Origin of the sequence: Paraburkholderia sp. GAS199, assembly GCF_050436585.1 — a bacterium.
Taxonomy (GTDB): Bacteria; Pseudomonadota; Gammaproteobacteria; order Burkholderiales; family Burkholderiaceae; genus Paraburkholderia.
Genome location: NZ_JBNDMM010000002.1, coordinates 1,104,151 through 1,118,229 on the forward strand (window position 1 = coordinate 1,104,151; position 14,079 = coordinate 1,118,229).

The 14,079-nt window shown below is 60.4% G+C and carries 15 protein-coding genes; 7 read left to right on the top strand and 8 right to left on the bottom strand.

What is annotated here, in order from left to right:
• Position 1 precedes the first annotated feature (1 nt).
• Together fliD and P3T18_RS10985 are read right to left on the bottom strand one after the other, a co-directional pair.
• Entirely contained in the window at positions 2 to 1,510 is a 1,509-nt protein-coding gene (gene fliD / locus P3T18_RS10980; RefSeq protein WP_429299918.1) for a flagellar filament capping protein FliD, read from the bottom strand.
• A gap of 156 nt (positions 1,511 to 1,666) precedes the next feature.
• A complete protein-coding gene (locus P3T18_RS10985) occupies positions 1,667 to 2,815 on the bottom strand; it encodes a flagellin (protein ID WP_429299919.1) in 1,149 nt (382 codons plus the stop codon).
• Positions 2,816 to 3,084: 269 nt separating this feature from the next.
• Between P3T18_RS10985 and P3T18_RS10990 the strand changes: the two genes are divergently transcribed.
• Entirely contained in the window at positions 3,085 to 4,026 is a 942-nt protein-coding gene (locus tag P3T18_RS10990) for an aldo/keto reductase (protein ID WP_429299920.1), read from the top strand.
• Positions 4,027 to 4,384: 358 nt separating this feature from the next.
• On the top strand, positions 4,385 to 4,597 hold the full coding sequence (rpsU, locus tag P3T18_RS10995) for a 30S ribosomal protein S21 (protein WP_006050883.1): 213 nt from the start codon (positions 4,385 to 4,387) through the stop codon (positions 4,595 to 4,597).
• A gap of 134 nt (positions 4,598 to 4,731) precedes the next feature.
• Here the strand turns inward: rpsU and P3T18_RS11000 are convergent, their stop codons facing one another.
• Together P3T18_RS11000 and P3T18_RS11005 are read right to left on the bottom strand one after the other, a co-directional pair.
• Positions 4,732 to 5,157, bottom strand: a complete 426-nt coding sequence (locus P3T18_RS11000; RefSeq protein ID WP_429299921.1) for a hypothetical protein — start codon at positions 5,155 to 5,157, stop codon at positions 4,732 to 4,734.
• A 280-nt stretch (positions 5,158 to 5,437) separates the two neighbouring features.
• Complete coding sequence (locus P3T18_RS11005) at positions 5,438 to 6,034, bottom strand: DNA-3-methyladenine glycosylase I (protein ID WP_429299922.1); 597 nt, start codon at positions 6,032 to 6,034, stop codon at positions 5,438 to 5,440.
• 140 nt (positions 6,035 to 6,174) lie between these two features.
• On the opposite strand from P3T18_RS11005, the gene P3T18_RS11010 reads away from it, so the two are divergent.
• Positions 6,175 to 7,056, top strand: a complete 882-nt coding sequence (locus tag P3T18_RS11010; RefSeq protein WP_429299923.1) for a BadF/BadG/BcrA/BcrD ATPase family protein — start codon at positions 6,175 to 6,177, stop codon at positions 7,054 to 7,056.
• Between the two features lie 85 nt (positions 7,057 to 7,141).
• Entirely contained in the window at positions 7,142 to 7,963 is an 822-nt protein-coding gene (locus P3T18_RS11015; RefSeq protein ID WP_429299924.1) for a Cof-type HAD-IIB family hydrolase, read from the top strand.
• A gap of 65 nt (positions 7,964 to 8,028) precedes the next feature.
• On the opposite strand, the gene P3T18_RS11020 is transcribed toward P3T18_RS11015, so the two are convergent.
• The 3 genes from P3T18_RS11020 to aqpZ form a co-directional block, all read right to left on the bottom strand.
• Positions 8,029 to 8,328: a PXPV repeat protein gene (locus P3T18_RS11020; protein WP_429299925.1), complete on the bottom strand. Its 300-nt coding sequence runs from the start codon at positions 8,326 to 8,328 to the stop codon at positions 8,029 to 8,031.
• Between the two features lie 285 nt (positions 8,329 to 8,613).
• Positions 8,614 to 9,318 carry a histidine phosphatase family protein gene (locus P3T18_RS11025; protein WP_429299926.1) on the bottom strand — a complete coding sequence of 235 codons (705 nt, stop codon included), beginning with the start codon at positions 9,316 to 9,318 and terminating at the stop codon, positions 8,614 to 8,616.
• Between the two features lie 183 nt (positions 9,319 to 9,501).
• Positions 9,502 to 10,242 carry an aquaporin Z gene (gene aqpZ, locus P3T18_RS11030; RefSeq protein WP_429299927.1) on the bottom strand — a complete coding sequence of 247 codons (741 nt, stop codon included), beginning with the start codon at positions 10,240 to 10,242 and terminating at the stop codon, positions 9,502 to 9,504.
• A gap of 290 nt (positions 10,243 to 10,532) precedes the next feature.
• On the opposite strand from aqpZ, the gene P3T18_RS11035 reads away from it, so the two are divergent.
• Positions 10,533 to 10,835, top strand: a complete 303-nt coding sequence (locus P3T18_RS11035) for an H-NS family nucleoid-associated regulatory protein (RefSeq protein ID WP_429300091.1) — start codon at positions 10,533 to 10,535, stop codon at positions 10,833 to 10,835.
• 319 nt (positions 10,836 to 11,154) lie between these two features.
• Here the strand turns inward: P3T18_RS11035 and P3T18_RS11040 are convergent, their stop codons facing one another.
• Complete coding sequence (locus tag P3T18_RS11040; RefSeq protein ID WP_429299928.1) at positions 11,155 to 12,219, bottom strand: glycosyltransferase family 4 protein; 1,065 nt, start codon at positions 12,217 to 12,219, stop codon at positions 11,155 to 11,157.
• 704 nt (positions 12,220 to 12,923) lie between these two features.
• Between P3T18_RS11040 and flhD the strand changes: the two genes are divergently transcribed.
• Positions 12,924 to 13,244, top strand: coding sequence for a flagellar transcriptional regulator FlhD (gene flhD / locus P3T18_RS11045; RefSeq protein ID WP_093640793.1), 321 nt, complete (start codon positions 12,924 to 12,926; stop codon positions 13,242 to 13,244).
• Between the two features lie 70 nt (positions 13,245 to 13,314).
• Positions 13,315 to 13,875, top strand: coding sequence for a flagellar transcriptional regulator FlhC (gene flhC, locus P3T18_RS11050; protein ID WP_429299929.1), 561 nt, complete (start codon positions 13,315 to 13,317; stop codon positions 13,873 to 13,875).
• The last annotated feature ends 204 nt before the right edge of the window (positions 13,876 to 14,079 follow it).

Below are 14,079 nucleotides of genomic sequence, written 5' to 3' on the forward strand. Positions count from 1 at the left end.
ATTAGCTCTTGTTGGTGGCCAGCGCGCCTGCGCTGTTGGTGCCGCCGAACAGGGCCGTAAGGTACTGCGAGTTGTTGTTCATCGTCGCCATCAACGTGTTCAGTGCGGTGAATTGCGCCTGATACTGGTTCGTCAGTTGCGTCGTGTAGTCCGCCAGCGTGCTCTGTTGCGCGGTGATGCTCTTCAGATCGGCGTTCAACGCGGTGTTGCGCGTGTCGATGATGCCGCCAGTCCGCGTAAAGTTCGTGATGGCGCTGTTCAGCTGTTCGCCGATCCCGTTGGTCGAGTTGAACAACGAGGCGACGGTCGCCGGGCTAGTGGTGAGGGCCGTGCTCAGCTTGGTAGCGTCGCTCACGACCAGCGTTCCGTCGGCCGGATCGTCTTTCAGGTTGATACCGATCGACGCCAGCGTGGTGGCGTTGCTGCCCGATCCAACCACACCGCCGATGATCGTCGCGAGATCGTTCTTGATGGTCTGCAGGGTCGAATCGCCGATCAGCGGGCCTTGCGAACTCGCGCCGGCGGAAAACGAGCTGAGCGAGGACATCGTCGTCACGACGGTGTTGTACAGGCTCACGAAGTTGTTGATCGCGGTGGTTTCCGCCGTGGTGTCCGCCGCGATATTCAGCTGTTGCGTGGTGCCGACGGAGTCCGACGTCAGGTTCATCGTCACGCCGGAAATCGCGGTCGTGATGGCGTTGCTGGAGCTGGTCGCCGCGATGCCGCCAACTGAGAACGCCGCGTCCTGAGCGTACGCGCTTTGCGTCCACGCGTTATTGGTATCCGACGAAACGATGGTGGACGTGCCGCCCGTCGTGCTGGGCGTCGACGTCACGCCGAGGCTCGACAAGCCGTTGTCGGTCGTGACGTTGCTGGTCGACACGTTGATCGTGTTGGCCGCGCCCGTGGTCGACGAACGCAGCACCAGGTGGGCGCCGTCCGTGCCGGTGACGACCGTCGCCGTGACGCCGGGGTTGTTGCTGCTGGCGTTGATCGCCGAGGCGATGCCGGCCAGCGTATTGTTGGTGTCGTCCAGACTGATGTCCATGGACTTGCTGCCCACGCCGATCGTCAGCGTGCCCGTGCCGAGCTTGGTACTCGCGCCGAAGGCTGCGGACGACAGGGCCTGAGAACTGGCGATTTGCGTGACGGTAACGGCGTAGCTGCCTGCCGATGCGCCGGCGCCGGCCGTTGCCGTCAGTCCCTTGCCGGTCGCGGTTGCCGCGAAGGTGGACAACGTGCTGCCGTTGGCGAGACCCGCGATGCCCGACTGCAACGCGCTCAGCGCGGAGCTCAATGCACCGTAGGCCGACAACGTAGTCGTGTCCTTGGTTTGCTGCGCCGTGAGAGCCGCGCTCTGTCCTGCGGTCTTCGCGTTCACGAGTGCCGTAACGAGCGTCGACACGTCCATCGACGAGTTGCCGGTCGAGCCGCTGATGATCGACTGTGCTGCCGACGCCAGCGCGGAATTGGCGCTAGCTGTAGAAGACGTGGTTGAGATCGAGGACATGCAGAGGCTCCGGGCGTCTGGGTATCTGTATTAGGTGGTGCGCGATGCTACATCACTACGGTACGGAAATGCACAGCGGGAGGCATGCCTCCCGTCGTTTCAAACCGGCAAGGCGCTACGCTTGCGCGCGGCGCCTTGCCGTTACTGCGTCAGCTCTTACTGCAGGAGCTTCAGAACTTGCTGCGGGTTCGAGTTAGCTTGCGCCAACACCGAGATACCAGCTTGTTGCAGCACTTGCGCCTTGCTCAGGTTCGCCGTTTCTTGTGCGAAGTTGGCGTCCGTGATTTGCGACTGTGCCGACGACAGGTCGGTCGATTCAGCTTGTTGCGACGTCGAGATTGCCGTGAAACGGTTTTGTGCCGCGCCGAGTGCAGCTTGCAGCGTGTTGACCGTTTGCAGTGCGTTCGAGATCGAGACGAGTGCCTGGTTGGCGCCGGTCACCGTGCTGATGTCGAGGCCCGAAACCGTCGGCGGGTTGTTGATCGAGTTGATCTGAGCGATTGCTGCCGTTGCCACGCCCGAAGCCGTTGCACCCATCGAAGTTGCCAGCGAGGCCTTCAACGTCAGGTTGGTCACTGCCGTGCCCGTACCTGCTGCGGTACCTGCCGAGAAGATGTTGGAAACTGCGCCCGACGAAATCGCCTGGTTGTTCTGGTCGGTGAACGTGTAACCGCCCTTGCCGTCCGACAACACGTTGACCGACGTGATCGATGCGCCCGTGCTGGTGTACGTGCCGGTCGAATCGAGGCTGACAGCGATCGTGCCGACCGTCTGACCCGTTTGCACCAGGCCGCCACCGATCTTCGCTGCCGACATCGATTGGCTCAGGTCCAGGCTGATCGTCTGACCGACGTTCGCGCCGACCTGGAACGTCACGCTGCCTGCCGAGCCGTCCAGAATGTTCGTGCCGTTGTACGTCGTTTGCGAAGCGATACGGTTCACTTCAGCGATCTGCGCCGACACTTCCTTCTGCAGAGCTGCCTGGTCGCTCGACGACATCGTGCCGTTAGCTGCTTGCGATGCCAGTTGGCTGATACGTTGCAGGCTTGCGGTCAGCGAGGACAGTGCGCTCGATGCGGTTTGAATCATCGACACGCCGTCGTTCGCGTTCGAAACGCCCTGGTTCAGGCCGTTGATCTGCGTTTGCATACGCGTCGAGATCGCCAGACCTGCTGCGTCGTCTGCTGCGCTGTTGATGCGCTTGCCCGACGACAGGCGCGTGATGGCTTGCGAGAGGGCGCTTTGCGAGCCATTAAGGTTTTGCTGTGCAACCAGCGAGTTGATGTTGCTATTGATTCCGAGCATGGAAAATCTCCTAAATAAGCCTTGAGCCCAATACGCCACGTTGGCATCGGCGGAAGCACTCGTTCATTGCTGGCCGCCTCAGTGAAGGTTGACGGCCCGACTAAAAAAAACTTGAGGAACTTTGTGCAATGGAGACCCAATTGTTTTCCAGGCAGGAAAGGGTGCCGCGCGCCGCTGAGCCGCTTCCAGCGTCGTTTGCCCGATGCACTGCGAGTAATGAAAAGTCGGCGTATTCTCTTTTTTCTCCTGTGACAAACCCTGGTGAAATTATGCAAAAACGCAGAATTGGACGTTCGGAATTAGAGGTTTCGCCGCTTATGTTCGGTGGCAATGTATTCGGCTGGACCGCCGATGAAGCGACCTCGTTTTCGATTCTCGACGCGTTCGTCGACGCCGGTCTCGACTTCATCGATACCGCCGACGTTTATTCGGCCTGGGTGCCGGGCAACCAGGGCGGCGAGTCGGAAACCATCATCGGCAAGTGGTTTCGTCAGAGCGGCAAGCGCGACAAGATCGTGCTGGCCACCAAGGTGTCCAAGCATCCGCAGCGTAAAGGTTTGTCGGCCGCGAATATCCAGGCGGCCGTAGAAGATTCGCTGCGCCGCCTTCAAACCGATTACATCGACGTCTATTTTTCCCACGACGACGACGCGGCAACGCCGCTCACCGAAACGCTCGGCGCATATCAGAAGCTGATCGAAGCGGGCAAGGTGAGGGTGATCGGCGCATCTAATTACACGGGGGCGCGCGTCGAAGAAGCGCTGGCGGTTTCGCGCGAGCACGGGCTGCCGGAATATCAGTTGTTGCAGCCCGAATACAATCTGTACGACCGCGCCGAATACGAGCGCGACATCGAACCCGTCGCGCTCGCCAATCAACTGGGCGTGGTGGTGTACTACAGTCTTGCAAGCGGCTTTCTGTCCGGCAAGTACCGTTCGCAAGCGGACCTCGCCGGCAAGGCGCGCGGCAGCCGGGTCGAAAAATATCTGAACGAGCGTGGACTGCGGATCCTCGGTGCGCTCGACCGTGTCGCGCAACAGCACGGCAGCACGCCTGCGACGGTCGCGCTCGCATGGCTGATTGCGAGACCCAGCGTTACGGCCCCAATTGCCAGTGCGACCTCGGTTGAACAGCTCAAAAGCCTTGCTGCCGCGGCTCACCTGATGCTCACGGGCGCCGATATCCGCGAGTTGGACGAAGCAAGTGCCTGACGGCGTCGGACGGCCTGGCGCAATCGTTAAACCCCTGGTAGGATGGAGAGTTTCCTGATATCATCGGGAGTGAAATGAGATCTTTGCCTGTTTCGTCAACGGTTTTTGTTGGTGAACGATTGGCGAAACGGCAGCAGACGCGGCTTAAGCAGTACGTCTGTCCGCGGTCCGCGGTGAACTCCCCACCTCTCTTTTCCGGCCTCCGTGGCCGATATGCCTCTCGTTTCATTTGTGGTTTGGCCGGGTTCTACCCGCGTTTGCCTGTTACTGGCCACGAATCGAAACGACCGGAGGGCCGGCGCGTGAGCGGTATCCGCCACGCAATTTACCCCTATCAAGTGATTGAGTTAGGAATTACATGACGACGATTCTTCTGAAAGAAAACGAGCCGTTCGAAGTGGCGATTCGCCGCTTTCGTCGCGCTATCGAAAAGAATGGCCTGATCGCTGAACTGCGTGAGCGTCAATCGTACGAAAAGCCGACCACGGCACGTAAGCGCAAGAAGGCTGCTGCTGTGAAGCGCCTGCACAAGCGCCTGCGCAGCCAGATGCTGCCGAAAAAGCTGCACTAAGCACGCTTTTTCGCGCTGTATCTAGCGCTGTAGTACGCCGAACGGCGGTGTGAGCTTCGAAAGAAGTCACATCGCCGTTTTGCTTTGGTGCGTCGATTTCGTGCGAGCACCGGTTCGACCGGGGCGGAAAGCGCTTATGCCGCGCTTTTCAGGCGCTCAGCAGACAAGTTGAATTGAGCGGCGATCGAGCTGAGTCGCTCGTGCCATTCCCACGTGCCGAAGACGTCGTGAACGTTCTGCAGGCAACTGAGCAAGGTGATCGTGGCGGCGTCGTAGACGTTGATGCGTGAACGCAGCAGCGCCCGCTTGAGCGCCGATACGCCGACGTCCATATAAGCCGGCACTTCGACGGAGCTTTTGCCGATGTAGCGCACCGGCACGCCTTCCATCGCCGTCATGTAATCGCGTGGGTGAATGAAGTTGCCGACGGGGCAGCCTCCGCAATATCCGCGGTAGGCGCCTCCGCCACGCGGCAGCAGGGCGGCCTGTTTCTGGCCGAGCAGATGGCCGACGGCCTGGTCGAAAATTTCCTGATGCGTCAGGAAGCAAAGGCTTTTCATGGTTGGTCTCCATGCGATACGCAGCGGCTATTCGTTGTTCAAGCGTTCTTCGAGCGCATGTCTGCAGTATCCAACCGGCGCCGGTTTGCGAAACCCGGACTAGGGCCACGAAAAGCCCTCAGTTCAGAGAATTGCCGCTTGCCGTCGGACCGTGCCCGCGCTGATGCTCGTCACTGCTATAACGGACCGTGCACGTGAAACTCGAAGAGAGGGCTTTCCCGATGGCCAAGGCTTTGAGCTGTTTGCGTGCTTTCTACGCACGGAGTTTCCAGACGTCGCATCAACCCGCTTTGCGATTTCGGCCCTTCTTGCCGAGCGCGGCGCATCGCGCGCGGCACTCGCAGCTGGCCTCGTGATCGTTCACCATGCCGACTGCCTGCATGAACGCATAGCAGATCGTCGAACCCACGAATTTGCATCCGTAGCGCTTCAAGGCCTTGCTGAGCGCGTCCGAGATTTCTGTCGACGCCGGTGCCTGCTTGTACGAAGCCCAGTCGTTCTGGATCGGCGTCTGATCGACGAAGGACCAGACGAAATTCGCCAGCGAACCATGCTCGGCCTGAATCTGCTGGACGGCGCGCGCATTGGTGATCGCCGACTCGATCTTGCCGCGATGCCGGACGATGCTCTCGTCGAGTACGAGTTTGTCGACGTGTTTAGGCGTGAGGCGCGCCACCTTGTCGATTTCGAAGTTGGCGAACGCGCGCCGGTAGCCGGCGCGCTTGTTGAGAATGGTCGACCATGACAACCCGGCCTGCGCGCCCTCCAGCACCAGCATTTCGAACAGATGCTGGTCGTCGCGCGAAGGCACGCCCCACTCGGCGTCGTGATACTGTGCGAGCGCTTCGCTCGATACCCAGTTGCATCGCTGTGTCACCTTTGCGCTCCTGCATAGTATTGTCGACCGCCAGCATAGCGGATTGGTCCCGTGCTGCAAGCTGGCCGTCCGGCCAATTGCCGAATCGCTTCTGACCTGCCACGCTACGCGCTATTCACCACCTCAACTCACTCGATTCGATGAACAAAGACTTCTTTCTGATCGGCATTGACGGCGGCGGCAGCGGTACGCGTGTCGTCCTCGGCGACGCGAGCGGCCGTGAACTGGCGCAGGCGGCGAGCGGGCCGTCTGGTCTCGGACTTGGCATCGAGCGAGCGTGGCAGTCCATCGAGGCAGGCTGCCGCGAAGCGTTCGAAGTTGCCGGGCTGACCTTGGACTGGTCGCGATGCGTGCTGGGTTGTGGCCTCGCCGGCGTCAACAATCGCGACTGGCTTGCCGATTTTCGCGCAAAGGCGCCGGCCGTGGCGGCGCTCGCGGTGGAATCCGATGCTTACACGACATTGCTCGGCGCCCACGGCGGCGCGCCCGGCGTGATCGTCGCGCTCGGCACGGGCAGCGTGGCGGCCGTGCTCGATCACAACGACGCATGCCGCACGGTCAGCGGCTACGGATATCCGTCCGGCGACGAGGCGAGCGGGGCATGGATCGGCTTGCGGATCGTGGTGCACGCGCAGCAGGCGCTGGATGGCCGCGTGCCGCGCGACGACCTCGCCGACGCGCTCCTCGCCCATATCGGCACGGACGATCGCGACGGACTGGTGGTCTGGCTGTGCGAAGCGAACCAGACCGCCTACGCGCGACTCGCGAAAATCGCCGTCGAGCAACGCGCCCATCCGTTTGCGGCTCGCCTGCTCGGCGACGCCGGCGTCGAAGTCGGCAAGATGATTGCCGCGCTCGATCCTTCGTCGACGCTACCCGTCGCCATGTGCGGCGGCCTCGGCGCGCCGTTGAGCGCCTACGTACCGCAAATTTATCAGTCGCGCCTGCGCGGACCGTTGGCCGACTCGGCGCATGGCGGCTTGCAACTCGCGCAGCGCGAAGCGGCGCGTCTGGCCGGTTGATGAGCGGATGTCGATCCGGCGGCAACCGTCAGTGTCATCGGGCAACGGTAAAATGTATGTTTTGACGCTGCCCGGCTGCCCAACTATGTACAAAGTCATCGCCACGGATCTCGACGGCACGCTGCTAAACGCCGACCATCAGGTGGACCCGTTCACCATCGCCACGGTGCGCAAGCTCGAGAGCGACGGCCTGCACTTCGTCATCGCGACTGGCCGCCACTATTGCGACGTGGCGGGCATTCGCGACCTGCTCGGCATCAATCCCTACCTGATCACCTCGAACGGCGCGCGCATCCACGCGCCGGACAACACGGTCATCCACGCTGATGATCTGCCGCCGGCTATCGTGCAGCGGCTGGTGCAGCCGGAGATAGTGGGCACGCATGGTCGCGTGATCGTCAATCTGTTTGCCGACCAGGCGTGGCTGATCGATCGTGAAGCGCCGCATCTGCTCGCTTTCCATCAGGATTCGGGCTTCACCTACGAGGTGACGGATCTGCCGAAACACGACGGCGTGGATATCGCCAAGGCGCTTTACATTGGTGAGCCGGCCGACCTCGCGCAGGTCGCGGCAAACCTGGAGCACGAATTCGGCGACGCGCTGTACGTCACCTATTCGCTGCCGGACTGCCTCGAAGTCATGACGTCGAACGTTTCCAAAGGACGGGCGCTGCGAATCGTGCTCGACCGGCTCGGCGTGGACGCGTCGCAATGTGTCGCCTTCGGCGACAACATGAACGATATCGATCTGCTGGAAACGGCCGGTCATCCATTCATGATGAATAACGCCAATCCCGACCTGATGACTCGCCTGCCGAACGTGCCGCGCATCGGCAACAATTTCGAGGCGGGCGTCGCGCATCATTTGCGCAAACTTTTCTCGATTAACGACGAATTGACGGCCTGAACGAAAAAGCCGGCATCCACTTTCGCGGATGCCGGCCGGTTCAAGCCTCAACTGCCTTTAACGGCTTAGCCGTGCCATCCACCACGGCGGTCATCGTGACCGCGGCGGTCGTCATGTCCCCAGCGGCGATCGTTGTGATACCAACCATGGTCGTACCGGTGGTCGTCACGGTAATAGCCGCCGCGATGGTCCCAGCCGTTGCCGTAGTAGACCGGCTGCGGCGCCGCGTACACCGGCGCCGGCCGTGTATAAACGGGTGCGCCGAGCGACAGGCCGATGTTCAGATCCGTATGTGCTTGCGCGACACCGCATGCGCCCGCAGCGAGTCCGGCAGCAACCAGCAAATGAGTGACGATGCGTTTCATCTTGTTCTCCTGTGAGGCGACGTGTGTTTGTCGCACAGGACCAATTTACGCATTCCGAACGTCGATGACTGCGACCAGATGTTACGGACTGAAAGTAAGGTCGCAGGACGGGTGAAAGGTTGTTGACGGGCTTTTCTAACGCCGCACCGTTGCCTTGAGGCGGCTAAACCCTTGCTGGATAAGGCTTTTGCGGCTGCGCGGGCGCGCATTCGACAAATTTGGGGCCGCTGCAGAAAGTCTGAAAGTACGTCGGGCGTAATTCGGGCTTACATCTGTATTACCCAATTAATCTGCTGCGCTCCCGGAAGCGGCCGGTGCAGGCGAACTTGCCGCGCCTGAGGCGCCGGTCAATGCGGCGCACGGACAATCGACGGCGCGCCCATTCAAGCCTTGATGATCGTGCTTGAAACTGGCGCGCGGGCTGCCGTTTTGCCAATCGAGCCGGACAATATAAATACTGTCGAAATCTTCACTCGGCCAATTGGGGATATCGGCCGCGTTGCCACCGTGCTCGCTCATCATCTGGCGTAGCAATTTCACGATCAATTTGTGCTCCCACGCCACCACGACCAGCTTGTTGCGATTGGCCGGACTCAGGAGCGTTGCGCCGAGCTGGTCGATCTGGGCAAAGCCGTACGGCGTTTGCACCGGCATCTGGAATTGAATGGCAGTGGGTTCGATCGTCGCCAGCGGGCGCACATAATAATAGGGATGCCCGCTGTCGTCTTTGCGTTGACCCGGATCGGGCGCGTAAATCGCGTCGGGCTTGCCGAACTTGGCGGCGATAACGGCCGGAAGCGCTAGCGCGCGATTGAGTCCCTGGCAGTTCAGCTGGCCGTACCCTTGGGCCGGCTTTTCGCCATGGCGGACGAAGATCAGCGTTTCGACGTTGCTGTCCGCGGCGTGGGCGGCAGGCTGCGTCAGCGCAACGACACACAGACCACCGATCGTTAGCGCCACGCCATGCATGAATCTGCGAAAACGGTTCATCGGTAGCACCTGAGCGAGCTGAAGTCGCTCGATTCTAGCAGTCACCTGACATTGCCCGAGTGGGCGGTTCGCTGTTGCCAGGCGACTCGACGCGAACTGCGGCGACGCGCCTTGGCCGAATTGTCAAAAAGAAACGGGCGCTAGAGCGCCCGTTTCGATTGCATAAGACGTCGCATTACGCGATTAGTCGAGCGCGAGCCCTTGTGCATTGTTGCGGCGGCTTTCGGCGAGAGCCGGATACAAGACACCTGCGATCACAGCGCCGAGAATCGGGGCGACCCAGAACAGCCACAGTTGATCGACTGCTGCGCCACCGACGAAAAGTGCCGGGCCGGTGGAGCGCGCCGGATTGACCGACGTGTTCGTGACCGGAATCGAGATCAGGTGGATCAGTGTGAGGCAGAGGCCGATAGCGATCGGCGCGAAGCCGGCCGGTGCCCGCTTGTCCGTTGCGCCGAGAATGACGAACAGGAAGACGCAGGTCATGACCGTTTCGCAGACGAAAGCGGCGACGAGCGTGTAGTGACCCGGCGAGCGATCACCATAACCGTTGCTGGCGAAGCCGCTGGCGACCAGATCGAAGCTCGCGTTACCCGATGCGATGAGCGACAACACCAGCGCGCCCAGCACAGCGCCGACAACCTGCGCGACGATGTACGGCAGCAGGTCGCGCGCGGGAAAGCGTCCCGCGACGGTGAGCCCGACGCTGACGGCCGGGTTCAGATGGCAGCCCGAGATGTGGCCGATTGCATAGGCCATGGTGAGGACGGTGAGGCCGAACGCCAGCGAGACGCCGACGAAACCGATGCCGAGCCCGTGGACGGGGCCGGCGAAATTGGCGGCGAGGACAGCGCTGCCGCAGCCTCCAAGCACGAGCCAGAAGGTGCCGAACAACTCGGCTGCGAGACGCTTTGACAACTGCATGTTTGGTAATCCTAAAAAGTTTGACGCACACAATGTCATGCCGGTTTGAACCCGAGACATGACCTTGAGCGGCCAATTCTAGGCAAGGACGGACAAAATGGCTGTCAAGAATTGTCAATGCGACGCGCTGCCTTTCCGATTATTTTTGGATAAAGCACGGTTTTACATTTCAGCCACGCTTATTAATTATCTGAGGAAAACTTACCTAAATCGGTATTATTGGCCATTGCGAATTTTTATAATTGCAGCTAGTCTGCGATCGAATGAGTTCTAGAAAAGGGGAGAACCAAATGTCTCAATACGCAGACCTCAAGGCGCAGATCGCCAAATTGCAGGCACAGGCAGAAGAAGCGCGTCGTACTGAAGTCGACAATGTTGTCGCCGACATCCGCCAAAAGATCGCTGAATACGGTCTGACCGCGCAAGACCTCGGATTCGCCGTGGCCGCCAAGCGCGGACGCCCGCCCAAGAAGGCGCCGCTGCCGGCCAAGTACCAGGATCCGAAATCGGGTAATACATGGAGTGGACGCGGCAAACCGCCCAAGTGGATCGTCGGCAAAAATCGCGAGCGCTATTTGATTGGCGCGGCGTGAATGAATTCCAATCGCCGCGAAAGGCAACTGAAGGTTTGACGCGACTCAAACGCTTATTCGCGTAGTGCAAATTGCGGATGGAAGCGCATCCAGGAACTGCATTAAAAAAGCCGCCCCGAGGGGCGGCTTTTCTGTAGCGGCATCTGCTTAAGCGGTAGCAATCCGACTGCGCAAACGATTCACGTAGGACCCTTACGACGCAATCACTGGTGAATCGGACATTTCTGCATCAGGTAGGAAGCGGCAAACAAATCCGTATTGTTTGCCGTTTCCATCGCATTCCGGCTTTTCGGCATTACCGCGACAATCCCACTCGCAGTTAGCCCACTGCCACCTGGCGCAGAACCGGGCGACGCGTTGCCTCGATCAGTTCCGAATAGCCGTCGACGTAGTCTTGAGCCATCGTCTTCGAGCTGAAGCGGCGTTCGAACTGCGCGCGGATTTCCGTGCGCGACAATTCGTCCAGACGTTGAAGCGCGGCCACGGCGCCTTGCACGTCTTCGACGATGTAGCCCGTCACGCCATGGTCGATCACTTCCGGCACCGAACCACGGTTGAACGCGATCACCGGCGTGCCGCAAGCCATCGACTCGATCATCACGAGACCGAACGGCTCGGACCAGTCGATCGGGAACAGTAGCGCCTTGGCGCCCGACAGGAACTCGGGCTTCTGCGCTTCGTTGATCTCGCCGACGAATTCCACGTGCGCCATCGAGAGCAGCGGTTCGATTTCGCGCTTGAAGTATTCCTGGTCGACCTTGTCCACCTTGGCGGCGATCTTCAGCGGCAAACCGCTCTGTGCAGCGATCTTGATAGCTGTATCGACGCGCTTTTCCGGGCAGATACGACCGAGGAACGCCAGATATTCCGGCTTCTTGTGCGTTTGCGGCGTGAGCAGTTGCTCCGGCAAACCGTGATAGATCGTGTTCAGCCAGTTCGCCTGCGGCAACGGCGCACGCTGCGAATCGGAAATCGACACCACCGGCACGTCCGAGAATGCGTCGAACACCGGTTGCAGTTCCGGCAAGTCGAGACGGCCATGCAGCGTCGTCACGAACGGCGTGTCCATGGTCGAGAACAGCGGGAACGGCATGTAGTCGAGATGGAAATGCAGCACGTCGAATTCGTGGGCGTGCTTGCGAACCTTCTCCATCATCAGGATGTGCGGCGCCAATGCATCGCGAATAGTCGGGTCCAGACGCAGCGCGCGCGGCCAGCAGGCTTCGAGATTCGCGGACGTGACCGAGTCGCCGCTGGCGAACAGCGTGACGTCGTGGCCAAGGTCGACCAGCGCTTCGGTCAGGTACGAGACGACCCGTTCGGTGCCGCCATACAGCTTCGGCGGGACGGCTTCATACAAGGGCGCAATTTGTGCGATTCGCATGCGTATTCTCCTAATTCAGCGGCTTCGCACAGCGGCGCTCGGTTGGAGCGGTTAGCGAATGCCTGACGGACGGTTGGGCGCGGTAAGCCGCCGCCCGGGGGTGTTCCGAACCTGCATCGGGTTATCCCTTAGCGTCATTATCGGGATCGCCCACGCTAATTCGAGTTATTTTTCAAACGCTTAATGTTGTTACAGCGCGAAACATGGCGTGTTACAGGTCGGCTGGAGGCCTGTCCCGATAGTGGAGAGCCAGAACTGGAGGGACAATCCGAACGCCGCGACGAGACTCAGCAAGCCGCGGGCCCGCTCGTTGGAGGATCGCTCTAAACCCTATGTATTACATAAGAGTGAAAACGTCTTATAATTCTCGCTCACCGCTGTAAGGTGCGTAGAGCTCAGGTTCCCGACTTCACCGCTCATTTTCGGCGCATCAGAAATATTCAATTGGCATCGCAATTTGCAAATTGCCCGATGCATCTCCCGCTTCTTATTCCCCCAGCAATTCATCTTGTAGGAAAAATTCCTACACGAATGACGGATTAATCCGGCAAAGAGGCTGGGTGTCTGTCCGATTTTCGTCGAGCCCCCCTTTAGACACAATGCTCGCAAGACCAGAAACGAGCCGATTCGTGCGGTTTAAGTGCGCGCGTTCGAGCAAACGTTTCCGTAACGGCCTGACCAGCCAGATACACCCCGGGGGAATCATGAGCGCGACAAGCGAAATGCTCAATGAGATCAGAGAAGTAAACCTGTCTTATCTCCTGCTCGCCCAGCGTCTGCTGCGCGAAGACAAGCCGATGGGCATGTTCCGCATGGGGATTTCGGATCAGCTAGCCGACGTGCTCGCCAACCTCTCGTTGGCGCAGACCGTGAAGCTGGCGGCGTCCAACCAGGTGTTGTGCCGCTTCCGTTTCGACGACCACGCCGTGTTGTCCGCTCTCGCGGACAAAGGCAAATCCAGCGCCGTGGCCCAGGCGCACTCCGCGATCCTGATGGCGAGCCAGCCGGTCGAGCAACTCAGCTAATCGCTGTGTCGTCCGGCGGCGACGTCGCCCATTCAAGCAAAAACGATCAGGAAGCAGGAACTCGAAATCGATGGCTTATAAAAGTGTCGTGCTGGAAGTCAGGGAAATCACCCTGGCCATCGAACTGATCGAACTCGGTGCGCGCCTGCAGTTGCTGGAAGCTGAAACCAGCCTGTCGCGCGACCGGCTCATCAAGCTGTACAAGGAGTTGAAGGGGGTGTCGCCACCCAAGGGCATGCTGCCTTTTTCGACTGACTGGTTCATGACCTGGCAGCCGAACTTTCACTCGTCGCTGTTTTATAACATTTACCGGTTCATGGCCGATCACGGCGGCTGCGCGACGATCCAGTCGATCGTGAAGAGCTACCGGCTCTACCTCGAGCACGTCCAGTTGCACGACGACGAGCCCGTGCTCAGCCTCACGCGCGCCTGGACGCTAGTACGTTTCTTCGACTCCGGCATGCTCCAGCTCACCGCCTGCTGCCGATGCGGCGGGCATTTTGTCGCGCACGCGCACGATCCGCAGCACGCCTTCGTGTGCGGTCTGTGCCAGCCGCCGTCGCGCGCCGGTAAGACGAAGAAATTCGCCGACGCCCGCGCCCGCGAGAGTCTCGCCGCGCTCGAAGTTTGACTGGCAGCACCGCCGCCGGCCGGCGCGCCGCGGCTCGCATTCCCATCCGACGGGCTTCCCGTCCCGCATCCGCCACGCCAGGCCGGTGCGCTTCGCCTCTGGTTTACACCGGCTCGGGCCGCTGCTTTTCCGTCAAAGTTTTCTGCTCCGTTGCCGTAAACCAGATTAACGACGGTCACCGTCGCTTCTTTGTGAGGGCTCGGC